Source organism: Acinetobacter tianfuensis (genome assembly GCF_003611465.1).
Taxonomy (GTDB): domain Bacteria; phylum Pseudomonadota; class Gammaproteobacteria; order Pseudomonadales; family Moraxellaceae; genus Acinetobacter; species Acinetobacter tianfuensis.
The window spans coordinates 41,611-65,621 of record NZ_RAXV01000003.1; the positions used below are offsets into that span (position 1 = coordinate 41,611).

Below are 24,011 nucleotides of genomic sequence, written 5' to 3' on the forward strand. Positions count from 1 at the left end.
TTGAGCTGCTACATATAAAAAATGCAGTCAATTTATACTGAGGTATTCTTTTGAATGAAATGCAGCTGGCAATTTCATTTCATTGAGGCACAGCTGCAGAACATCAAAGACTTTTTTGTCGATACACTGAGCGACATTAAAACGCATAAACTGGCCTGCGTTGTGTGCTGAACTGAATGAATTACCTGGTGCAAGAATTACGCCTTGAGCCAGACATTTTTTTGAAAGCTGCGCCGCATCAACATGTTCAGGCAATTTACACCATAAAAAGATACCTGCTTTGGGTATCATAACTGGATGAATATTTAAAGCTATAAGCTTTTTGACAGTCTCTGCCATATGTCTTTGCAAGTTCTTTTTGACCCATTCAATATGCCGCGCATAACTGCTGTCCATTAATGCATGATAGATAATTTCCGCATTCAGATGGCTGGTATTAAAATGTGCTGCAATATTCAAATCAATCAGCTGATCAATCATCGCTTCTTGAGCAATGATATAACCGCAGCGCACAGCGGCAGACAGCGTTTTGGTAAAACTGCCAATTTGAATCACCTGTTTTAATCCAAGTAAAGTTAAATAACGCGGCGCATGCAAATATTCAAATTCTGCAAAAATATCATCTTCAATGATCATTAATCCGCTTTGCTCCGCCAATTTAGCAATTTCAAATGCGGTTTACATCGAAAGCGATGCCCCAGTTGGATTGTGTATGCCTGAGTTGGTTAAATAAACTTTGGGCTGAAACTTCAGCGCTTGCTTAAATACGTCTATATCTGGACCATTTTTGCTATACGGCACTGTAATGCAATTCAGTCCATGCGCCTTGATCAGCGCTCTAAAATTAAAGTAACACGGATCATCAAGCAGTACCGTATCACCTGCTTTTAGCAAAAGCCTAAAAATCAAATCAATAGAATGGGTAGCTGAATCACTAATAAAAATTTGCTTCAAATTAAGCGTTACATCATAAACTTCACGCTTACGGGCAATATAACGCCTTAAATTGGCATGTCCGTGCGGCGCAGCATAATCCAGTAAAAAATTGCCGTCCGATTTGGCGGCCATTTTCAATGCTTTCCTTACAGTCTGTTCAGGCATCCATTCTTTAGGCAGCCAGCCGCAGCCGGGTTTCAGCATATCATCAGATGCATCTAAAGACTGGCGTGAAACCCATAGCGGATCAACCTCACGGTTATATTCAATACGATGTTCGGTGAATAAAACATTTTCTGCAGAACGGCTGCGGACATAATAGCCTGCTCCAATTCTTGACTCCAATATGCCGCGGCTGACTAAACGCGCATAGGCTTCAACAACAGTTGAAACAGAACAGCCTAATTGTTGGGAAAATTGACGTACAGACGGAATGCGGCCGCCTTCAGAAAGCTGTTTTTGGCCGATTAAGATCTGGACTTGCTGCATGACCCATTCGATTTTTGTCATTTTTTCATTTCCACTTTCAGGCAGCTTCATCAAAGTTTCAATACATATTTTAAAAAATTTACTGAATAGTTCAGCCATTTAAGGGCTAAAACTCTTCCGTACAGACTATGCAAAGGTATTCGAAAATGCAAATTGTATGGATATTTCACCCATAACAGTTATTTTTAATTGTATTGGACTGTATCTATATTGTTTATATAGAAAGGTATAGATTTCATTACATACTCAAGCCATTACATATGGAATGCACATGCAGTTTAAGATCAAAGAAGTTCATCAAGGCTGGCTCAACGGTTTTATAGGCGTGGTTATTTTTGCAGGATCCATGCCCGCAACCCGTATTGCTGTGCAGGGTTTTAGTCCGGAGTTTCTGACTGGCGCACGCGCATGTATTGCAGCCATTTTGGCGCTGATCCTCTTATTGGTTTTAAAACAGCCTTGGCCATCTAAGCAGCAAATTAAATCCTTATGCATCACCTCTGCCGGTGTCGTCATGGGTTTTCCATTATTTACGGCACTGGCTTTACAAACCGAAACTGCGGCGCACTCTTTAATTTTTGTAGCTTTACTCCCCTTAGCCACGGCTTTTTTTGCGGTGCTACGTGCCAAAGAAATGCCTAAAAATGCCTTTTGGCTGTTTGCAGGTGCTGGCAGTGCTTTAGTCATCTTTTTCATGATGCATCAATCTGGTGTTAAAGGAGTTTCTCTCGGTGACATCTATATGATTATTGCTGTTCTGCTCTGCGGATTGGGATATGCTGAAGGCGGCGTACTTTCTAGAACTTTAGGCGGATGGCAGGTCATTTGCTGGGCTTTGGTCATTGCTTTACCGCTGATGCTGCCGCTAAGCTGGTACTATTTCCCAAACAGTTTTCAGTATATTCCAGCCAGTGCATATATTGGCTTAGCGTATGTGTCATTGTTCAGCATGTTAATCGGTTTCTTTTTTTGGTACAAAGGCTTAGCTTTGGGTGGAATTGCCAAAGTCGGTCAAATCCAGCTGGTACAGCCCTTTATTGGCCTTATGCTGTGCGCCGTATTATTAAATGAACATATCAGCCTGCTAATGATTGCGGTATCTTTAGCTGTGGTGTGCTGTGTTGTCCTGGCTAAAAAGTACGCTTAAATATTTTTTAAATTGCCTGATTTTAAAGCAAATACAGTGGCATGAATGACCAGTTTATTACCATTGTTTAGCACAAAAATAGTGAAAAACTCTGATAAAGTGATATGCATAGACAATAATAAAAAAGGCAAAATCATGAATCAGCAGCATTGGACTCAAATTCGTAAAGTCGTTGCAAATGCCCAACGAGCATCTATGCATTGCTCGATTGCTACGGTTGATCAAAATTTGCAGCCAACAATTACTCCAATTGGCACTTTATTTTTACATGAATCGAACTTTTCAGGTTTCTTCTTTGATACTTATTCAGCGTCACTTCGGGAAAATTTAACAATGAATCCAAAAACCTGCATACAAGCGATAAATAGCAGTAAAGTCTTTTGGCTAAAATCATTAATCAATGGTCAATTTCAAGAATATCCAGGGATACGTTTATATGCAGAAATTGGTGAATTAAGACTAGCAAATGAAATAGAATTCGCTTTGGTACAACAGCGAATTAAGGCATTAAAATGGACTAAAGGCAGCCGCCTCATTTGGAATAATTTTCATCAAGTCCGTGATTTTACCGTACACGATTTCAAATGGGTACAATATCCTGCAATGATGCCTAAACAGTATTAAAAATTTTATCGTAAAGCTAATGGATTTGTTGGTTTAAACTGAACAAACCCTTTCGTGCTTCTGGCCTATTTATAAATCAATAAAAAAGCCGCAATATGCATACTCATGCTTTTAAAAAAATAATAAGGCTATGAATTTATAATAAAAAAATTATTTCATATATGAGAAGTGAAAAAACTTAGATCCGCGTTATTAAACCCACATCTTTAAACAATTGTGCATAAGCCTCTGCCTTTTTTTCCAATGCAAGCGGATATGCTCTAGATGATGATGGCATACGGTATAGCGTTAAATCTCTGCCCTCAAAATTTGTATGTACAAAATGACCAATTTTCGGTTTTTCAGTATTTTCAAGCATAGAGAGCATTAAAGTATCTGTGGCTTTATCGCCCGTTGTCATAATACTGCGGCAATTCGGCATCTGAGCTAACAGCATGGCAATATCAGATGGTTGATAAATTTGTAAAAATTTGTCTGATGCGTTGCCTTTCAAACGGATCACTTGATAGGCTGTATCAAAAATACCAATCCCTTTTTCATTTAAAAAATCTCGAATGAGCTGCTCTTTAAAAGTTTTGCTATCTACATTGAGAAAATGATTTTTATCCTGAAAAAAACATAGGCCAAATATCTTCCACATGTCATTTTGAAAATTCGGATAGTAAAAATCCATTTTCCAGCGTGTTTTTGGCGGCGGAAAACTGCCTAGCATTAAAAGTTTGCCATTTTTTGGCAAAAACGGCTGTAATGGATGGGTTTCAATTTCAGACATTGTTTAGAATCAATAGGTTGTAAAAATATTTTAAGAAATAATTTTGGCCATACATCAAGGCATTTTCTCCTGAATTTTAGCATACTTGTAAGTTTTACAGCGGTACAGCACATTCTATTTAATGCTTTTTGAATTATCGCCTGCAAAATTCCTGCAAAACTTCTGCAAAACTATTATGGAAAATATAGAAAAAATTGACCATTTTGACGACAATTTTTTCAGAAAAAAGGCATTAAAAATGCCAGTAAGCAATTCATAAAATCTGGCCAACCAAGCGCTGCTTTGATTATCCACAGTTTTTAAATTTGAAATTTATTTTGCCACAGACTACTCTATAAAAAAATTCCAAACACGCCTCGTAGCGTAGGAGTCAAACATGTCAAAGAAATTACCGATCTATTTCTCGGATGACGCTTGGTCATTCCTCCAAAAGATTATGGGCACAGATGGAGCACCCAGCCCTACTGTGAACGCAGTATTTGAGAAAATACAAAAAGAACATGCTCTGGGATCTAAATTTGATCTCGCGCAAGTCTCAATCAAGAGTAGTATTGAGCTTCCTGTTGCGTTGGAGCGCTTTTCTGCTGGACCGGCATTTTCAACCAAAGATCATATCGACAAATCTATAGATTTAAATGATTTCCTCATTTTTAATCCAATTTCTACTTTTATCGGTCGAGTTGATAGTGAGTCAATGCTCAATGTTGGCTTTGAGGTAAATGACCCTTTTCTTGTCGATAAGAGCATCACAGCGCAACATCGAGATATTGTTTTAGCACTCATTGATGAGCGTGAAGTCACGCTAAAGCGATTAATGATTACCGCAAAAATGACAAAACTAGAAATCAAAGACTTGTTTGGTGATGAGGACTATGAGCTGCCTCCTCTATGGCTTAAAGCTGAAAATCCAGCGTACGAACATATTATTCCTAAAGATAGCCAATCTATCTCCATACAAGGTGTAGTTACGTTCAATTTAAAGCAGTTTTATAAACGCCCAAGCAGCAAATAAGAAGTACAAAAATGAAAGCTGAAAATCGTATATTCGCGTTAGTTGACGTGAATAACTGCTACGTCAGTTGTGAGCGTATTTTTAATCCGTCACTCAATAATCGCCCCGTTATTGTACTTTCAAGCAACGATGGCTGCGCTGTTGCCCGATCACAAGAAGCTAAGGATTTGGGTATTGCTATGGGTGTGCCAGTATTTCAAATCCAAGACATCATTAGAAAACATGATGTACAAGTACTCTCAAGTAATTTTGCACTCTATGGCGCTATGTCTCGCCGCTTTATGACTTTACTGGGGCTGTATGTTGCACCAGGAGAACAGGAAATTTATTCAGTCGATGAATGCTTCTTGGATCTCACCAGTTATGAGCATTTATTTGATCTAACTGACTATGCGCAAGAAATTCGTAATACCGCCTGGCAGTGGTTAAATTTACCCTGCTGCGTTGGTATCGGCCGTTCAAAGACTGAAGCAAAAATTGCTAATCATTTAGCAAAGAAAAATAAGTTTTTTAATGGGGTATGCAATCTCATTGATATGGATCCCTGCTCTACTGAAGCCTTGCTGGCACAAGTCGAGGTTGGTGAGGTTTGGGGTGTTGGACGGCAGAACGGTAAAAAACTCAATGCGATGAATATCCGCACTGTTTTAGATTTAATTCAAGCGCGTCCAACTGAAATTAAAAAGCAATTCAGTATTGTCATGGAAAAGACCGTACGTGAATTAAATGGTATCTCATGCATTGACCTAGAGCGTGATGCTCCTGCAAAAAAGCAAATCATTAGCAGCCAGTCTTATGGCCAACCAATCTACGATATTGAAAACATCAAATCATCAGTGCGTCTGTATGTGCAAAGAGCGGTATCAAGGCTTAGGGATGATATATCTTTATGCAAAATGATTGGAGTACATATTCAGACTGGGCGCTTCGATAAGACCGAGAAATACATGCCCTATGTGGTTATGCAGCTACCTGAGCATACCGATGATGTTTTAGAAATTACACGTATAGCAATGCAGGCTATTGATGAAATATTCAAACCTGGCTTTAAGTATAAAAAGGCGGGAATTGTCCTAATGGAGATTATCCCCAAAAGCAAATTCTCACCCGATCTATTCACTGATTATTCGTTACAGATTAAACGAGCCAAGCTCTCAGACGCTATTGATCACATTTCGCATAAATATGGCAAGGGTTCACTATCATTAGGGTTGTGTGGTCGTAAAGAAGAACACTGGCAAATGAATCAAGGGCAAAAATCCCCGAACTATTTAACTGAATGGAATGAGCTCTTTAGAGTAGGATAAGACTATGCATTTATTTCAAATTACAAATGAACAATTGGCACAGATTTTAATTCCTAAGCGGTTTGTGCCACCAACACCTGAAGAATACAAGGACAAGAATATGGTCTACATTTTTGACAGCGATGATAAGTTTGAGCTGACTTATGATGAGCTGGTAGAGATTATTGGTAAGGCTAGACAGGCTGGGCCTAGAATGGTGCCAGTTTTAGGGACTATTGAATAATAGTAAGGATCAATTTTAAATGATGAATTTATTATACGGAAATAGTGATTTCAATGATTTACTTCAAGAATGCTATTTAACACAATCTTCTATGTTATCTGGAATAGAGTTCCTTACAAAAGCTAATATTTATGATAATAAAGACGGATTATTTTATTCTGCTTTTTTTAATTTAAGCATTGGTATAGAAAGATTTTTGAAAATAGCTTTAGTTTCAGAGTATATGTATACAAATAATTTTCAAAAACCCGATGCAAAGTTTTTAGAAAAAAAAGGTCACAATCTTATAAAACTTTTCAACAGCTGCGCAGAAATAGGAAGTAAGTATGACATACCAATCGCACCACTAGACATAGAGCATAAAGCTTATGGTTTATTTAATTTTCTAAGTTCATATGCTAATAAAACACGATATCAGAATTTAAATAAATTGACCAATAAGTATCAAGAATATGACAACCATCCAATTCATAGCTGGGCTGAGCTATCTGAAGATTACTTGAGGGTTTATATAAATAGTGAAAAAATAGAAACAGAATTATTAAAACATTATAACAAGTATCCAAATGCGACTGGATATACTCATTATCTCGACTTTAGTGGGCAACCATTGATGCTACTTGATCTTCTCATGTATCAATACATAGTACAGCGATCTAAGCCTTATATACTAAATGACCTAATTCAGACCTTAAAGCCTATTTATCAAATATTGGATAAAATATCAATTAATTGTAATAATGGGTCTAATGCTGACTTAAATAGCTTGGTTAAACTTCCTTATTATGGAGAGCTATTTCCATTTTTTTATGCTAACTTACAAATGTTTAAACGAACAAAGAAATGGATTAATAGATATTAATAGCTAATGCCATTTACATCTCCCCCCAACAGGTCAGCCATCTCAAAATTCTTACTCCGAAAGATGGCTTAACATTTACTCGAATCACCTGATCTTTTTGCATAACTACCCCACAAAAAGACCCTCAACTTGATGGCCTTCGAACTGCTTGATTTAAAGCGCGTTTAGCTTGAGCACATTCAACATACATACGGCGATCCTTCGCCCAAGCACTTAACATATATGCCCCATCCCCCTGTTTGATGACAGGTAATTGTGAGCAGTCTTGAGTTAGGTTATGGGGGATATTCAAGTATGCCGGCTTCGTTAAGGGCTGACACGCCATCAGCATCAAGACACACGTTGCTATAAATAGTGCGTTCCTTGATTGTTTCAATTTTATTGTTAATGACTTCCGTGCGTTCCCGCTCCAATCCTTTAATTTCTTCATATTTTTTACTCGCACTATTAGCCTTTGCTTCAGCTACAGAAATAGCTGCTTGATAAGGCTTAATGGCTGTTTCAATTTTTGTTTGGCATTCCTGATCTGCCAGACGCAGATCCTTAGCAAGTGAATTGCAGTAAGCGACATACCCCAAAAGAACCAGAAGAAGCGCCATCACAATCCACTTGTAAAACGGTGCTAAAAGCGCATCAATCATTTAAGCCACCATTAGGAATAATGATTTTTCTTTTTCTCGACGATTGACTAAACCTTGAATACGCTTTCCATTATCAAACACCCAACGATCAAATTGACTTGCAGCTGAGGTCAAACTGTTTTGATTAATAAGAGTAAGCATTGTGCTTTTTACAAATGCTGTTTCGCCTATGTTGTAGACAAAAGAAGCCAATGCATCAAATTGGTTTTGATTAAGATTAACTTTGACATTTTTATCAAGATAAGCATCAACCCATACACAATCGTTTTTAAGCCATTGTTCAGCTTCATTTCTCGTGCAAGTATCGCCTTTTTTAACTGATGTGCCATTTGGGTATTTAATGGTACCAAAGCCAATAGTCCAAACACCTCCTGTATCTAAATAAGCTGTTGAACGAAAACCCTCAGCATCTCTAATAATTGCATAACCATTCTCAGAAATATCTCGCTGTCCATTTACTAAAGGTGTAGGTATTTCAAAGCCAATAAGTTTTGCAAAAACATTTAAGCCATTTTTCTCAATAATCTGATCACCAGCTACAACCTGAGATTGACTTAATTTGCCACCAGACATAGCACGAAGCCATGAATATACCTGAGCAACTTGTTGTGATTGATCTACGCTCATTGTTTGTCACCTTTACCATTACTAAGTATTGAAATAAAGGCAGCTTTGACCTCACTAATAACTTCAGATAAGGGCTTACCCTGCATCAGTGCAATGGACTGATAAAGAATGCCAATCCCTAATAATCCAAAAACTGCAAACATAAGCATCACAAAGCCTTGAGCCATGTGAGAATATTTTGATAATTCGTAATATTCAATAAATGCCGAACCGCCATAAAGGCTGACTGAAACGCTGAATAGAAACTTGCCTATAACACCCAAAGAAACTTGAATTTTTCCGTTTTTATCAATGTCACCACTTAATACCAGGGCAAGAATAGCCCCCACTACGGCAGGCACAACTTTGATGATCCATGGAATTGTGTTTTCTTGCATAACTTGCCCCGAAATAAAACTCTACTTTATTTCGTAGAGTTTTATTTAAAGGCGGTTATTTAGCGAACCTTACAGGGGGTTATCAATAATCAACCAATCATTTGCGAATAGATCACCTGTAGATGGTGTCCAACCCATAGCCAAAGTGTCTTGTACTGTCTTTAATGTGCAATATGGTGCAACATCAATGTACCCACCAAGTTTTTCAGCATGAGCTTTGTTGTGTGGATTCCAGATATAGGTTGATTCAATTTGCTTGGATTCACCTTGAGCAACCACATATTGCAAATCATTCCAACATGAACGAGCAACTTTTTTACCTAGTCTCAAAGCAGTAAGCGCATCACCGAAAGTTAAACTTCCATTTGGTCGATAAGCATCTTTAAATACACATGCAGGCGACCAAGAAATATAACCTTTATGACGATCATCATTTGGCTTGCCACCATCGACATATTCCACCAAATATCCCTGTTCTTCGGGGTCTTCATTTTCAGGAATTTCCCAACCACGATACTCGTTATATTCGCCACGACTCATGGCAGTTGCCAATACGGATTTAGTGCCAATAAATGCTGTTAGTGCATGTGCTAATAGTATTTTACTCATTTGGAATCCCTATAATTAAGGCAAGTTAATTAATAAAAAAGACAGTCGATTGACTGTCTTGATTATTTGAGTATTAAAACTAAAGGTCATGCCTTAGAGGGGGATGAAAGAATTTTTATTAATAAATCTTCAGGGAACTTAAAAGATTGTAAGTAATATAATGCATTTTTCGAAGTTATTAGGGGCAATTGGGGCAAATTTTCAATTTTTGCATAATACATAACCTCTAAAATTGATATCATCATCTTTTCAAATGCTTTAATACACCAATTTGAAAACTCAACAGTATCAATCGCCTCAACCCATGACATATTTTTATTTATGTCATTAAAATACTTAATTTTCTTTTGTTGTTTGAATGAATTTAAAAACTTCGGAAAATCATTTTCACCATATTCAACCATTTTAGATCGTGGGTGCATTAAAGCATTTCTTATACTTACTAAAGTGCAATAGCCACTATATATTTCAGTACCTTTATCCCATGGTTTCACATCACAATGCTTTTTTATAGTATTTATTTTAAAGAAAATATTGTCTCGATCATCTTCATGCTTTTTTAGTGCATTTATCAACTCTACTTCTTTAGGATAAAAGGCATTAAAATGTGAAATGAATTTTCCTTGTAATCTATTAATTGCTTTATTTTTTCAATATTAGCTCTTTGTAATTTATCATTTTCAATCAATCTAGTGCCTAACTCTAAATATTCATTAATAAAGGCCTCCACACTTGCTGTACACAACATAATTACGTTACAAGTTTGACCTTGTTGAGCAGATTTTAAAGCTCTATCGTATAAAGCTACAGCAATTGAAGGTAAAAACATTGGATTTTGCATACTTATCCTTTAAATAAAATAGCCATTGAATGGTAAGAATTTTTTACATTTAATTAAATCCTCTAAAAACAATGTAATCAGTTTCAAGCACGTTTTACAAATCCTGTGATAAATTCTTTCTTTTGAATATTGTATACCGAACTAAGGAGTAACCAAGTTAGCAAATCTTTCGAAGTATTGATTCAGCTCTAAAATTAATCTATCGTAATTTCATATAATTATTATCTTTGAGATGCGCATGAGTGTATTAAAAATTACAACATTTATTTTACTGTGTATTCCAGTAAATCTATATGCAGGGGTTTACAAATGGGTTGATGCAAAAGGTAATGTTACCTATTCAAGTAAACCTCCACCAACGGGTGCAAAACAACAAAAGATTGAAACGATACGCTCGCTTGGATCAGCTCCCGCGCCTCAACGAACATATTCACAGAGTAATCGAAATTCTGCGCAACAATCCTATCAATCGCAAAATTATATTCGTCAAACATACAGTCAACCTCAGCAACAAACGCGTTCTGCTGAACAAGAAGCTGAAAGACAAGCTTTATTAAAAGCAGCAAGTACACCGTATAAAGGTTCTCGAAACGGTCAGCTTACTGCTGCTCAATTAAGAGCTCAGGCAGCATTAAATGGGGTAAATGTTTCAAGTGGTGATAGTTATTCAAACTCAAATAACTCTTACTCTGCACCTATGCCACAACGTCAACCAGCCCCAACACATATGACAAGTTGTGATGGATCGGGTTGTTGGGATAATCAAGGCAATCGATATAATGGCAATAATGGTACTTATTATAATAATGGTCGTGTTTGCCGTGATATAGGTGGTCAAATGCAGTGTAACTAAGTTATAAAACATAGAAGATTAGAGAAGCCACCATAAGGTGGCTTTTCTATCACTAATTATTCACCAAAAGCAAAGTAACCAGCTTCACGTGCATCTTGACGATTCCGTGACAAATATATGCCATCTTCCGCACGATCTATACGACGTTGTCGATTACGATAACTTTGATTAAGGTTCATTCTAGTTATACGACGTGATGGATTTTTGTCATTGAAACCTTGAATTTCGTCCCAAATTTCATCCATCTCTTGTTGGTCATCCATCATTTTCGCTCGTGACCATAATGTCATCAGACGACTACGACGCTCATTGAGCTTTCGGTTAAGCTGATAAATTGCTGTTTTGCCTTCATTGGCTGTACGAACATCAGATGGTGAGAACCCCATACCTTGGACAAGTAAATCCATTGAACTAACTTCATCCATGATAGATACACCAGTTTTGTCTTGTACACCTTCATCAGCATAACGATAGGTTTTGGCAAAGTTTTTAAGAAATACTGGCAACATACTCTCCACTCCACGTAGATTATGCCCTTCTGAAATTTCCTGTGCACCTTTTGCTATATTTGCCCCAATCCCGCCAATAGGACCTAATACTGCTGCTGATGCTGAATCCCACCACTTTTTCCCTTCTAACCCTTCTTGTACATCTGGTAACAGTAAATTATTAATACCAACGCGACCAGAAATATCCACACCAATACCACGTGGCGCACCTTTCATTAGCATATTTGAAATCGTTGGTCCAAATGCTTCAGCAAGATAGTTCCGTAATGCAACTTCAGCATCCCAAGGGTCATCGTCATCCCCACCCATCCATGATGCAACTGACAACAACATTCCAACCATAGGCAACCCAAGCGTACCAGCAAAAGTTGCGTGCATTGCCAAAATAGCAGCAAGTGATTTACGAGCTTCTTTTCGTTCGGCTTCCGTTTCACCTTTGATTGACTGATATGTCTGACGAGCCAATGTGTAAACCATGTTCTGACCAAACTGTTTAAACAGTAAAAGAACTTTAGCAACATTACCTTGCATGATGCGTGGACGGTTTCCGGAACTGTAATCAAAGTGCCCTCTGTAAGTAGCATCTACGGCTTGATCAAATGCTGAATCATGCTTTTCACCTGATTGACGTGCTAGACGATATGCTGCAATAAAAGTGACTTCACGGTTAAATCGTTCAGCACTATGGAACATGACACTCGCTGCACGCATAATCGGGCGTGTCTTCCACATCACACCACTATCTTCACCCTGTGCAATTCCTGCTAAATCATGTGCCTGAGTGACATCAATCACGCCACGCGCCACAGCATCTTCATAAGCCTGTTTTTCATCTTTATTTAGAAATTTAGAAATATCCGAGCTAATTGTTTTGTAAAGGTCAGTTTTTGATCCTTCCCACTTCACCTTGTGAAACTCTACCCCCTTTCTAAAGTCATTCGATGCTTTCAGTAATTCATCTGCCGCTTTATCGAAGCCCCATTTAGCACCCATCAATGGATAAGCCACCAATGCTGTCTGCGATAAGTTGACCATAGCTGCTGCTGGTGATAGCCCCAGGTAATAAATAAAGCCCAAACTGGTTAAGGCACTTGAAAGTGGATGTGATTTAGGATTCATTAAATTGTCATGACGTTTGTTCATTTCATCAATGACACGTTGAGCTGTCGGCTGATCATAACTATCATTAAGCTTACTTTGTTCAGATGCGTATTTCTGCATATCATCAAGCTGCTGTGCCAACTGATCACCATATCGCAATTTGGCAAGATAACCTGCGCCATGAAACATATTCTGAGCAAATGCACGACGAGCATCCTGACTGAATCCAGCAGTACCCTTTCGATGGATACCATGTTTTGCCCAGGATAAATCAGGCATAGATGATAGATATAATTGACTTAAAGTGTCTTCAAATTCTGCCTGTTCAGCTGTGGATAATCCAAGATTATCAACCTCAGCAAATAGGTTAGTCATAAATCCACGGCCAACGGCATCACGAGAAGCATTAAACTCTTTATCCAACACGACTCGATCAGTTTTATAATGAGGATATTTTTGCATTAATTCTGATCGTAGACTTTGTGCTTCTCCCATGGTTTCAGCACGGCTAACGCTCTCAACTTCACCATTTTGATTACGCATCACCACTACATATTTACCAAAACGAGCCAATGGGAAATATACTCCTTTGACATAACCGAAGAAGTTATCATCCATCTGTTTAAGTAAATCAGCTTTCTTTTGACTAGAAAGTTCTGATCGTAAGATGCGCTCTTTAATTGCTTGATGTACTTTTGCATAGTGCTTTTTATAAGCATCACGTGCTTTTAAATACATTGCCTGAGCTTCAGGTGATAATGAATTGTAATCATCACGTAATTGCTTATATCTGGAAACACTGTCCCCTTTCACATAAGGCTTTGTAGGGTCAATTTTTGCTAAAGTCGAATCATGCATTAACTCTGCAAGTTGATCTTCATCGTTTAAATTTGCCCATTCACGCACGACACTATCAGCTTCAGCACCAGCATCGTTCTTATCAGCATCCATTTGAGCAGCCAATTCATTATATTTGTTTAACTGCGGTAAAATTTTGCTGTAAATTTCAGTAAGTTGTCGACGACCTAAGGCTGATAAGCCAATACCCAACCAATCAGTAAATTTATAACCTGTTTTATCCTTAACCGATGAAATGGAAATATTACCTAAGTTTTTACTCAGATTATCAATAATGTCTTTTGCTGAACGGCTAAATCTAATATCTGAACTTTCACTATTAAATGTGCCTTTATTCCCCTCTGCCATTTTTACTTGATTAGGCTCTAACGCAACAATATATTCTTGATTTTCAAACTGATGAACAATTCCTTGATATTTCCCAGAAGTTGTCGCTTCTACAAATTCATCACGTGAAACATTACCTGTAGTTTTGAACGCATTCCGAATGTTTACAAATAATGGAAGTACAAAGCCATTTTCTCCACGGATATTGGCGTATACATCTGCTGTATCAAAACTATCAGTTAAGTAAATACCATCACCTAATATGCCATGGCCTTGTTTAAATTCATTAAACTCAGATGCTGTACCATGATAAACAACCTTAGGCTCCCCATTTTCATCTAATACTTGAGAGGCATTTTTGGCATCATTCTCCCAATCGCCAAACCATTTCTTAAATTCTGGTGTGCGGACTTGTAACCATTGTTGTTCTGAAAGATGTGTCTTTGCACCGTTTGGTGCTGTCATCCATTGATTTGTACCATGATATTTTTGACGAATTAAATCCAATGATGATTGATGTTTAATTTGCCCAATCATACGCTCTGATAATGCAAGCATATCATCAGGATTCAAATTAAGATTGATTCCAAAATTATCAAATACCCATGCTTTTACATACGAAACAATATTGTTAATCAACTTTTGCAGTGCATTCCGTTGAATCACATTACGTTGTTGCATAGTAGATGAAAGGGTTAATAAATATGGTAAATATTCAAGCTGCTGACGTTCAGAGCCTTGTTCACGTTCTGCAAGCATCTTTGCAGCTAAAGCAACAGGATTACCCTGCTCAACCAATTTATTAAATTGATTCATCAATTCATTATATTGTTTTTGGTTCATCATGTTTTGAAAACCAGCATGACCACCCAACTCATGTAAGAATGTTGGCACTGTGCTTTCAGCAGTCAGATTCGATGCAACGAGTACCGCTTTACCGTTGTAATAGAAGCCCTCAACACCTTCAACCTGATAATCCTGAATAATCTCAAGCTTACCTTGTCGTTCAAGCTCATCAATGGTCTCTTTACCAAAACGATCAATCAACACATCTCGTACTTGTTGAGTTGTAGAACCTGAATTACTTTTAGTGAGACGGCTATAAAGGGGAGTATCAGAATTGTTCTTAGATGAAAATTCTTGATTTTTATATTTACCAAAATAGCTTCGATCAACTACAGCCTTACGAGCTTCTGACAAAAACATCATCAAATCGGCATCATTGTAACGTGAAAGGAATTTATCAAAGCCACGATCACGGAACCACTGACGAATATAGCCAATAACTTCTTTTAGCTTTTGACGTACAAAAGGACGTGACTTAGCATTTTGTGCAACAAAAGCAAATAATTCTCCAACCAAGGCTTGTTGTACATCTGATTCAGCATAAATTCCTTCTTTCGCACCTTGGGTATATGGCTCAATATATGCACTTTCAAACTGTGCCATATTTACACCATTTTTACTGGCGATTTTGCGGATGCCTTCAAGCTCACCTAAAGCATTATATAGTTGTTGCAACTTGGTCTTATACTCATTTCCAAATAGCTTTTGAACACCAAAATGCCCAACAATTTCATGGGTTAATAATTCCTCATAAGCATCAAATGTAGTAAGCTGTTTATTGCTATCCCCATAAACCTGATCAGCAACCACATAGAGCGTGCCATCATGCCAAACACCGCTTACATCATAATTTTGGGTTTTGCCATTTTCATCTTTGTAGGTTGCATCATTTTGTATGACTTTCGGAAGATCGCTAAAACTAGAAATAACCTGAACACTAAACCCATTGGAATTCACATTCCCGACTTTGTTGACCCCGATCCTATTATTAAGACTGACATTGATACGCCCCCTAGAAGACGCATCTTGTGTAGCGGACATTTTGAGATGTTGAAGAATAGAAAGGACTCTACGAGTAGCACTGACAACGGATAAGGGAGTAAAGGTCGTGTCTAATGGTGAAGCACCTCTACGCTCGTTATCAGGTTTTAATTTGTCACGACTATAAAGTTTAATCCCTGTTTCTGTTTCTTCTGTTTTTAGTGTATCAACCAAATCAGAAAACTTTGCATTGATTGCTTTTCGTTCTGTACCAGTAGGAAATGGTCGCTTAAAACCCCATGGGGTAAAAATCGCAGCACTCTCAGGGCCAAAATTCAGAAACGGACTGTAGCCACTATTTTGAGAAATTTTATCTTCTACATACCCTTGGAATGCACGTGCTGTCATTTCAGGAGTAGTAATCCAATAATCTGTACCACGTCCCTGATCTAACTCTTTTGCGTTCATAGCAAAATCCGTTGGTATCATTTTCGCTTTCTCTGTACCATTTTGAGCTTCTGCCAATAGTTTGAGGCGTTGGGCATAGGTATTCATGTATTGACGTAATCGGTCTAGTACACCCTTTTGTTCAGCATTAAACCCTGATCTACCACGGACAGATTTATAAATCACACTTAATTTATCTAGGGCATCATTAGACCAACGTGCACCACTAAATATATTTCGACTATTCTTATTATTGTTGTGACGTATTTCCGTAGTAAGTGCCGTACCTGTAAGCAATAACTCAGCAACCGTATCAAACTCAGCCAGCTGTTCAGCTGAGGCAGCTTTGTTAAAGCGCTTGTAATATTTAGGATCAAGCTCACGATTAAGATCAGCACGTAACTTATCTAATTGATCTTTTAAGTTGTTTCTCGCAGAACTAACGAAGCTTTCAACCTTAACAGTATCTTCAATATAGTTTTCAGATTTTCTAAAAATTGTCTGTACCAATTGTTTATAGGCTTCTTGCACATCTTCACGAACATTTGATTTATAAGAGAATCCAGAAGTGACGCTCATATCTTCAAAGTGTTTTGCAATCTTTAATGATCGACTGCCATCCGCGTTCGTTACCCATTCAGATGGGGCTTTGCCATCTTGTCGACCAAAATAGTGATCTAATGCATGCCACCATTCATGAGCTAATGAACCTGCGCCATTCAATTTGGTCAAGTTAATCACAGTACGTTCGGGTTCATAGTGCGCCTTTGCACCACTTAATCCTTGCCCTCTGGCACCAAACGCTAAAGCGAGTTCCCCATTTAGGCTAATTGCTGCAGGTGGGATATTTAAAATCTCAGCCAAGTCCATGAGACCATCAAAGGCATCATTTAATAGCTCTTGGCGTTCTGACTGATTATTCCAGTTCCCAAATTCAACACCACGGAATCCGAATACTTTTGTGAAGTCTGAATCCTTAGCATCATCTGTACGACGTGCAATCCCTTTACGTTGTGTATTTTCAGGACGTGGCAGATCAATTTCACCGAAGGTAGTATTTGTTTCTAAGATTTCAGATGCATGAATTGCCATATATTGCATAGCTTCTTCACGCGTTTTAAACTCCTGCTCAACGACCTTAACCCGTTTACGATCATTAATTTCACGATAAATGGCAAAAGTTTCTTTGCCAGCAGACCATACTCGATGCTTTTGAGCAACTGCATTTAGCGGTAATGCAGCTTCAGCTTCTTCCTTAGTATTAAACTGCTGTTTTGTGACAATCCGGTTTTGCCCCTTCCAATCCTTTTTACGGGTATCACTTATTATCCACTTACCTTTTTCTTCTGAATTTATAGAAGCAACTATTTCACTAATTTCATATCGTTTAGCCCAAGTCGGACGGTTATCTTTTTCTTTGCTGGCTGTGGATTTTTTCCCAGTTCTTACAGCGGTATCTTTACGAGCTCCACCAACTTTTTCACCAAAATCTTGAATGGTTTTGTTTAAGGTAAAGGGATATTGTGAACTTTCATTTCCTGATAAATTTCCGCTCGGATTCGACGTATTTCGTTTGAAATTTCTGTCTGTTTCAGTACTTGTAGTTCCCCCGCTAACTTCTTCTGTGATTCCATCGGTAGGCTCTGATACATTTTTAGTGTTTCCTTTCGAATGCTCTCTCGGATTTCCGTTTTGCTTGCGTTGCTCATTTTGATTTTCCTGTTCCGTTGAAATTTCGGTAAATATAGAATTTAATTGCTGTAATCCATCTGCACCCAAAATGTTTTGCAATACTTGGCGTACTTGAGTTTCAGAAATGCCAACAGCAAGAATTTCATGAGTTGGATTCGTTGTCGTTGCGTAGTCTAAACGATCATTTACATGTTCGGTCAGACTTGCATAATTCTCAAAAGCATATTCCTTAATATTATCAATTATTTCATTGAGCTTATTTAAGTTGCTTTGAGATACTTGACCAGCAAAAATAGATTGCTCTGTTACAGCATGAACCAATTCATGATTCAATAACTCTAACGCACTACTTTCCCATGCTCTAGACTGAGGATATAAATAAGCCGTATTCTGCTCTGGAACAAAAAAACCACCCGCATTTAAATTGGCGCGAATCGTATTATCTTTAATACTGTTTAAGTCAGAAACAATATGCACCTGCACATCCGGTTTAAGCTTTGCGATCTGAGCCAGTAATTGTTTACCGTACAGCACATTGGTTTTTATACCTTCCGTTTTTATGCTCGATATGTCATTCACAACACTTCCAAGCTTATGCACCTGATCCATCAGTATGCTTGGGATGATATGGGTCAGACCAGAATCAGATTGAATCTGAGTATAAGTATTTAAGCCTTGTTCGGATTTCGCGTTAACATTCGCACCTTGAGTGATAAGGGAATCAGCCTTTATTTCATTAGCAGGTTTTGAGGTATCCTCATTTTTAAGCCAGTTTTTAAACTGTTCCATATCCATAGTACGGATAGGACCTACCTTCCAACCTTTGTCAAAATTGGATTTATATGCAGTAATGGCTTCCTCTTGGCTGTCAAAACCAAGCATCACCTTATGCTCATCAAATCCACCGCTGCCCTGATCAATCTGATCTACAATGAAGACATTTTCAGATTCAGGATTTTTACCTACATAGGTATCAATATGTTCTTGATCAGCACCAGTAGTACGCTTGATATAACCATAATGATCGCTCATCGTATGAGCCCATTCTTTCCCATTGGGATCAGTACCACGACGTTCTGAACCTTTTGGATTTTCAATAGATATATCTAAGCCATGAACTTTTATATGACCTTTCTTATAGTTACCAGCCTCAATCTGGGCTTGAGTTGGTTCAGGGGTATTGTTTTGTGAACTTGTTGCAGCCTGATGTGCATTTTCATCAATACTCATAGCATTAGGCTTTTTACCCACCCATTCTCCTGTAGTTGGGTGTTTCATGCCTACAATTTCTACTGAACCATCGGCTTTCTGCACAGCGTTGTAATTAGGATTATTTAATGCATTGGTCTTTTTATTGTCATCACGCAAATCAATTGTGAAATCATCACCCAAAATTTCAATATCAGACATTACACTTTCAGCTGTATCACCATATTGTTTTTGAATTTGCTCAGAGCTAAATGGTGTTGTAGTCATTTCAGTTTGCTGAGACTTAAGCTGATCAATCTGTTTTTTAAGTTTTGCTTTTTGTGGAACAGATTTGGCATCTAAAAACTGTTGTTCGAGTTGTGCAAGTTGATCTGCAACATTGTTAGTTTGGGTTTTGTCAATATTATTTTGAGCATCCAAAATAGTATTTTTAGGCATAGAAATATTATTTTCAGAAGCTGAAATAGTATTTTCTATTGCACTTGGTTGATTATCGCCTTGCTGAAGTGCATTAATTTCTTTACGAATCCTTGCCTTTTCAGGAACGGTTTTAGCTTCTTCAAATTGTTGTTCCAAAGCTTCGAGTTGTGATTGGTTTCCATCTTGTACTTGAGCTACATTAGGTTGAATCTCAAAATGCTTACCGTCCTGAACAACCTGATAGTCATTACCTAGATTTTTCTTATCTAAGAACGCTTGTGCTTTTTCTTGGTTGCCAAACCATTTATTTTTACCGTCGGCACCTAGAATAGGCTCTACAGTTCGATTTTGTGAATCACCTGCAGTTGTTCCGATAGTAGAACTGCTTGTCGCTGCTGCTTCATTTTCGCCTGATAAAACGGAGTTATTCCCGACGGTGTTGAGGTTATTACGATCTGGCTGCCCTGGTGCTGCTTGTGAAGGCTCACCAATTCCTGAAACTGAATTGACACTATCGTTTCTTCCTGACGTATCTTTTCCATCATTTCCGATAGTGTTTGAAAGGAGTGCTGTATCTCCTGGCCGCTCAAGGTTGTTGTCTTTGCTGTCATCTGCGTTACTGTTTGCAACGGTGGAAATAGATCTTGATGTTTCTCGAAGCTGCGAATTGCTTGTTTCTCCAAGAGGTCCATTACTTGAAGATCCGGTACCCGATTCATTGCTTGAGCTATTTTCGTTTGGCGCATTAAGTAGACCTGCTGCTGTCGTTAAAGGTGAATTATTATTTTCATTCTGTGCCGCTGCTGCAACCGCTTGCTGCATCTGTGAAGATACACCAGTATCCACGGCCAAAGCTGCTGCAGATGACATAGGCCCATCATTGGGATTAATCCCCATTTGCTGTGAAGGTGTTTGGCTGGCTGGTGGTACAGAATTCAACAAATCATCAAAGGCTGCTTCACTGCCATAATCACCATCAAAATAATTACCATTCGGTGCTGGTGGTGTATCTGGGCTGACTGGATTACCAGTTGCTGCACTGCCATAATCAAAGCCATTATTGTTTAATAAATTATCAGCATCCATTGATGGCTGATCATAAACAAAAGCTGTGCGACCTTGGTTATCCCCCTGTGGCGCATTTCCACGTGGGATATATTCACCTGTCATTGCGCTATTTGGATTTGAACCTGATTGTGGAGGTGCCGATGGTAGATTAGGTGAGCCTGATTGTTGTTGGTTATCTTGGGATTCTGTACCTGTGTTATGGCTAGGTAAGATATTGGCAGCACCACCCATTGCCATACCAGCCAAAGTCCCCATGACAGCCGCATCCTCAATGCCATCATGCCAAGGCTTATCTAGGGCTAAATTTTGTATGACTTGTTCTGAAACTGATTGAGGTAATTCTTCTAAAAAGCCTTCTGAAATTGCACCTTCAATTACACGACGAGGTAAAGACTTCGCAGGCATTGATGCAATCTCACCAGCGATTTCAGCTGGACCAGCACGCCCTGTTACAAGCATGGTATCAACATCACCAATACCCATTTTTTGTGCAAGACGACCACCAGCAAAACCAATCAAGCCACCAAGTGCGCCTGTTGCTACTCCTGCTAAAGACTGGTCTGCTGTTAAGCGTCCATCTACAGTTTCTTGGCGAATTTGTTCAGCTTGGCTACCTGCCATAACTGCACCTTCACCAACAGCACCAGCTACAACAGGATTGGCTATACCAGAAGCACGACCTAAAACGCCACCAGCTAACATTGAAGGCACAGACTCAACGACAGTATTAGCAATTAATGAGGGATTTGTTAAGGCAACTTTTGTTTTATCAACGACTTTATCTACCCAATTTCCATCTTTACCAGCATCAGCAAATTCTTGTTGTTGGGCTTTATATTGATCTGTATGTAAATCACCTAGAGCTTGTTTAGCTTCTTTAGGTCGAAAGCCAACAGTGCCGTTTTTATTCTCAAGTATTTTACCGGTAGCACCATCAGACATGACATCCATGATACCAACAGCCAATTCAGGTACAGCAACCGCACCTTTTAAAGCAGATAAGCCAGTATCTTTTAAATGCCCTAAAAAACCTTTATCTTTAGGTCGGTCTGTCTTTTCTTCGCTCCAGTTTTGTTCCCAAGGCTTTTTATTGGTTGAGTCAGAATTATTTGCAGTTGGTTGATTCCAATTTTGTTCCCAAGGTTTCTTTTGCTCAGACATGACAAACTCCTATTAGCATGTCATGTATGTTCTGGGTTAAATACTTTTTAGTCGAACCTTAGAGGGGGATAAACTTTTTAAATAGCTTCCCAAGAAGATGGACTATTCGGATCACCACCTTTGAATTTATAACCACCCTGAACCTGTCCTACTTTTGGACCATTACTGGTTTGATTATTAATTTGTGTATTTACGAACTGCTGAGTCTGAGTATCAAACAATTGTTGTGGCTGATTAATCAAACCACTTTCTTTGTCATAAACTTGACCACCACCCACAGTCATATAACGGTCTTTACCAGTATCTGCTTTATTACCTGCATAACGATTAATTTTTTCTTGAATGGATTTACGATCTTCATCCGATTTCGCAGAATCATATTGTTCATACAATTTCTCTAATCGTGCTGAGTTACGAATACCAAAACCTTTTTCAGTGGCATTAAGATTAAATTCTCGATTCGCTAAATCATTGGTTGCTTGGAATTTTTGTGCATCAAAGCCTAAATTTGCATTAAATCGGTTATTAGTACCTTGCTCACCTAGTTCCGTACGATAGTTCTGTCCAGCTTGCCCCATGGCTTCACGTTGTAAAGCAGCAACGTTGTTCGCATCGGTGGTATAACGTTGATTGGCACGATTATCCTCACCTTGCTGTAAATCAGACAAAGTACGGACTTGATTAGCAGTTAATCCTCTTGCCCCTGCAATCGGTGTGCTTGCTGCACGAATTACAGCTTGACGTTCTGCTTCCTGTGCTTCATTACGTTGAGGTGCTTGTACAGGATTATTACCATAACCTCGCATACCCAAGCCTAAATTCATTTCACGTTGAGCGATTGCATTTTGAATCTGTTGTTCAGTCGGTCCCATTTCTTGAGTATTGGCAAATAAATTTGCTACCCCACGAGGGTCATTCACTGGTCTTACTTTGAATCCTAGTCCTTCGCCTTCTCTAATACCATCTGCTCGTGCTTGAGCTGCTGCACCAGGATTAGCATAGCTAAAGCTGTTTCCTTTTTGTTGAATAGCATAAGGATCAGAGTTCTGTACAGAGTTTGATGGAGTCTGAGCTTCAGGCTGTGTTTGTGTAGTAGGTGGTGTTTTATTATTACCAAATGGATTGTTTACAACAGCATTGGGATTATTCTGTTTAGCATTAAATTCAGGTTGAGCTGCTTTTGCTTCACTTGCAATGCGTTGTTTATCAGCATAAAAGCGTCCAGCTTGTCCAAATGTTAAGGCATTACCCAAATCTGATGCATAACCTAATCCTCTGATACCGAAGTCTTTAGCAAACCCTTTTACAGTACCTAAATCTTCAGGTGACTGATCACCTAAACCAAAACGTTCACGATAATCTTCACTTGGTGTGGCAGCATTTGCAAATAAGGCCGATGCCGCTCCTAAATATCCAGTGCCTTTTACAAGTTTACTGTTATTAACGAAATTTCTTACGCCTGCTCCAAAACCACCTCCTTGTGTTGGTTCTGGATTCGCTGGACTAGATGATGGTGGACTGGTTGTTGGTGGTGTATTTACTGTTGTGCTTGGTAAAGATCTATTCACATCACGAGTGATACCAGATACATCACGCATTTGTGGCCCACCAATTCTATTTTGTTGTGCACGACGAATATCATCTGCACTTGGGTAGGCACTTGGTACCAGTCCACCATTGGCAAAAAATAACTCAGGTTTATTTTGTCCAGGCTTGAAACCCAATTGAGGTTGATCAACAGGTACATGCGTTTGATTTTTCATCTGATCAAGTGCCTGCACACCCACCTGATGCACTTCGTTAGGCGTGAGCTGGTATTCACCGTTACTGAGATTAACTGGCGTGGGATCACCTATATTTTGCAGATTTTTTTCACCAATCGCTTCAGTTGAATCTGCTGGCATAATATAGCTGCCAGATGGTACGGTTTTTTTTACATCATCCGATGTGCCAGTGCCAGCGCCTTTGATTTTGCCGCCCTTGGCTGGACTGCCTTTCTTAATGCCAAAGCTCATAAAAAAGTCCTAAAACTTATTTGAATTGTTAAATCTTATGCATCAAATAAGCTTAGG

16 protein-coding genes and 1 pseudogene are annotated in these 24,011 nt (G+C 38.6%); 7 read left to right on the forward strand and 10 right to left on the reverse strand.

Translation table 11 applies throughout. The annotated features are described in order from the left end of the window. Positions 1–27: 27 nt before the first annotated feature. Positions 28–1,446, reverse strand: a pseudogene (locus tag D7V32_RS02615) (aminotransferase-like domain-containing protein). Between the two features lie 262 nt (positions 1,447–1,708). Between D7V32_RS02615 and D7V32_RS02620 the strand changes: the two are divergent. Further along, positions 1,709–2,572 carry a DMT family transporter gene (locus D7V32_RS02620; protein ID WP_120401440.1) on the forward strand — a complete coding sequence of 288 codons (864 nt, stop codon included), beginning with the start codon at positions 1,709–1,711 and terminating at the stop codon, positions 2,570–2,572. A gap of 132 nt (positions 2,573–2,704) precedes the next feature. Further along, positions 2,705–3,196 carry a pyridoxamine 5'-phosphate oxidase family protein gene (locus D7V32_RS02625; RefSeq protein ID WP_171407563.1) on the forward strand — a complete coding sequence of 164 codons (492 nt, stop codon included), beginning with the start codon at positions 2,705–2,707 and terminating at the stop codon, positions 3,194–3,196. A 178-nt stretch (positions 3,197–3,374) separates the two neighbouring features. On the opposite strand, the gene D7V32_RS02630 is transcribed toward D7V32_RS02625, so the two are convergent. Next, complete coding sequence (locus tag D7V32_RS02630) at positions 3,375–3,968, reverse strand: uracil-DNA glycosylase family protein (RefSeq protein WP_120401372.1); 594 nt, start codon at positions 3,966–3,968, stop codon at positions 3,375–3,377. 376 nt (positions 3,969–4,344) lie between these two features. On the opposite strand from D7V32_RS02630, the gene D7V32_RS02635 reads away from it, so the two are divergent. From D7V32_RS02635 to D7V32_RS02650, 4 genes are read left to right on the forward strand one after another with little or no spacing between them, the layout of a single operon-like run. Then, positions 4,345–4,980, forward strand: a complete 636-nt coding sequence (locus tag D7V32_RS02635) for a LexA family protein (protein ID WP_120401373.1) — start codon at positions 4,345–4,347, stop codon at positions 4,978–4,980. Between the two features lie 11 nt (positions 4,981–4,991). Continuing rightward, on the forward strand, positions 4,992–6,287 hold the full coding sequence (locus D7V32_RS02640; protein WP_120401374.1) for a Y-family DNA polymerase: 1,296 nt from the start codon (positions 4,992–4,994) through the stop codon (positions 6,285–6,287). A gap of 4 nt (positions 6,288–6,291) precedes the next feature. Further along, complete coding sequence (locus D7V32_RS02645; protein ID WP_120401375.1) at positions 6,292–6,510, forward strand: hypothetical protein; 219 nt, start codon at positions 6,292–6,294, stop codon at positions 6,508–6,510. A 19-nt stretch (positions 6,511–6,529) separates the two neighbouring features. Next, the gene (locus tag D7V32_RS02650) at positions 6,530–7,372 is read left to right on the forward strand and encodes a hypothetical protein (RefSeq protein ID WP_120401376.1); all 843 of its coding nucleotides are present in this window, start codon (positions 6,530–6,532) and stop codon (positions 7,370–7,372) included. 275 nt (positions 7,373–7,647) lie between these two features. On the opposite strand, the gene D7V32_RS02655 is transcribed toward D7V32_RS02650, so the two are convergent. From D7V32_RS02655 to D7V32_RS02680, 6 genes are all read right to left on the reverse strand, one after another. Continuing rightward, a complete protein-coding gene (locus tag D7V32_RS02655; protein ID WP_120401377.1) occupies positions 7,648–8,013 on the reverse strand; it encodes a hypothetical protein in 366 nt (121 codons plus the stop codon). Next, complete coding sequence (locus tag D7V32_RS02660) at positions 8,014–8,640, reverse strand: lysozyme (protein ID WP_120401378.1); 627 nt, start codon at positions 8,638–8,640, stop codon at positions 8,014–8,016. Further along, positions 8,637–9,017, reverse strand: a complete 381-nt coding sequence (locus D7V32_RS02665; protein ID WP_004761334.1) for an SLAC1 family transporter — start codon at positions 9,015–9,017, stop codon at positions 8,637–8,639. The genes D7V32_RS02660 and D7V32_RS02665 overlap by 4 nt, the downstream gene beginning before the upstream one ends. A 69-nt stretch (positions 9,018–9,086) precedes the next feature. After that, complete coding sequence (locus D7V32_RS02670; protein WP_228200163.1) at positions 9,087–9,557, reverse strand: DUF2829 domain-containing protein; 471 nt, start codon at positions 9,555–9,557, stop codon at positions 9,087–9,089. A 155-nt stretch (positions 9,558–9,712) separates the two neighbouring features. Next, entirely contained in the window at positions 9,713–10,201 is a 489-nt protein-coding gene (locus tag D7V32_RS02675; protein WP_120401380.1) for a hypothetical protein, read from the reverse strand. A 2-nt stretch (positions 10,202–10,203) separates the two neighbouring features. After that, complete coding sequence (locus D7V32_RS02680) at positions 10,204–10,467, reverse strand: hypothetical protein (protein WP_120401381.1); 264 nt, start codon at positions 10,465–10,467, stop codon at positions 10,204–10,206. A gap of 238 nt (positions 10,468–10,705) precedes the next feature. Between D7V32_RS02680 and D7V32_RS02685 the strand changes: the two genes are divergently transcribed. After that, positions 10,706–11,320, forward strand: coding sequence for a DUF4124 domain-containing protein (locus D7V32_RS02685; RefSeq protein WP_228200159.1), 615 nt, complete (start codon positions 10,706–10,708; stop codon positions 11,318–11,320). Positions 11,321–11,376: 56 nt separating this feature from the next. Here D7V32_RS02685 and D7V32_RS02690 read toward each other — a convergent pair whose 3' ends face one another. Together D7V32_RS02690 and D7V32_RS02695 are read right to left on the reverse strand one after the other, a co-directional pair. After that, the gene (locus D7V32_RS02690; protein WP_120401383.1) at positions 11,377–21,939 is read right to left on the reverse strand and encodes a PLxRFG domain-containing protein; all 10,563 of its coding nucleotides are present in this window, start codon (positions 21,937–21,939) and stop codon (positions 11,377–11,379) included. Between the two features lie 77 nt (positions 21,940–22,016). Further along, complete coding sequence (locus tag D7V32_RS02695) at positions 22,017–23,954, reverse strand: hypothetical protein (RefSeq protein ID WP_228200160.1); 1,938 nt, start codon at positions 23,952–23,954, stop codon at positions 22,017–22,019. Between the last annotated feature and the right edge of the window lie 57 nt (positions 23,955–24,011).

What these genes read in the sequence shown, in the direction of transcription:
- D7V32_RS02630 (WP_120401372.1), bottom strand. Translation starts at nt 3,968, where the DNA reads ATGTCTGAAATTGAAACCCATCCATTACAGCCGTTTTTGCCAAAAAAT.
- D7V32_RS02635 (WP_120401373.1), top strand. Translation starts at nt 4,345, where the DNA reads ATGTCAAAGAAATTACCGATCTATTTCTCGGATGACGCTTGGTCATTC.
- D7V32_RS02640 (WP_120401374.1), top strand. Translation starts at nt 4,992, where the DNA reads ATGAAAGCTGAAAATCGTATATTCGCGTTAGTTGACGTGAATAACTGC.
- D7V32_RS02645 (WP_120401375.1), top strand. Translation starts at nt 6,292, where the DNA reads ATGCATTTATTTCAAATTACAAATGAACAATTGGCACAGATTTTAATT.
- D7V32_RS02650 (WP_120401376.1), top strand. Translation starts at nt 6,530, where the DNA reads ATGATGAATTTATTATACGGAAATAGTGATTTCAATGATTTACTTCAA.
- D7V32_RS02655 (WP_120401377.1), bottom strand. Translation starts at nt 8,013, where the DNA reads ATGATTGATGCGCTTTTAGCACCGTTTTACAAGTGGATTGTGATGGCG.
- D7V32_RS02660 (WP_120401378.1), bottom strand. Translation starts at nt 8,640, where the DNA reads ATGAGCGTAGATCAATCACAACAAGTTGCTCAGGTATATTCATGGCTT.
- D7V32_RS02665 (WP_004761334.1), bottom strand. Translation starts at nt 9,017, where the DNA reads ATGCAAGAAAACACAATTCCATGGATCATCAAAGTTGTGCCTGCCGTA.
- D7V32_RS02670 (WP_228200163.1), bottom strand. Translation starts at nt 9,557, where the DNA reads ATGAGTCGTGGCGAATATAACGAGTATCGTGGTTGGGAAATTCCTGAA.
- D7V32_RS02680 (WP_120401381.1), bottom strand. Translation starts at nt 10,467, where the DNA reads ATGCAAAATCCAATGTTTTTACCTTCAATTGCTGTAGCTTTATACGAT.
- D7V32_RS02685 (WP_228200159.1), top strand. Translation starts at nt 10,706, where the DNA reads ATGAGTGTATTAAAAATTACAACATTTATTTTACTGTGTATTCCAGTA.
- D7V32_RS02690 (WP_120401383.1), bottom strand. Translation starts at nt 21,939, where the DNA reads ATGTCTGAGCAAAAGAAACCTTGGGAACAAAATTGGAATCAACCAACT.
- D7V32_RS02695 (WP_228200160.1), bottom strand. Translation starts at nt 23,954, where the DNA reads ATGAGCTTTGGCATTAAGAAAGGCAGTCCAGCCAAGGGCGGCAAAATC.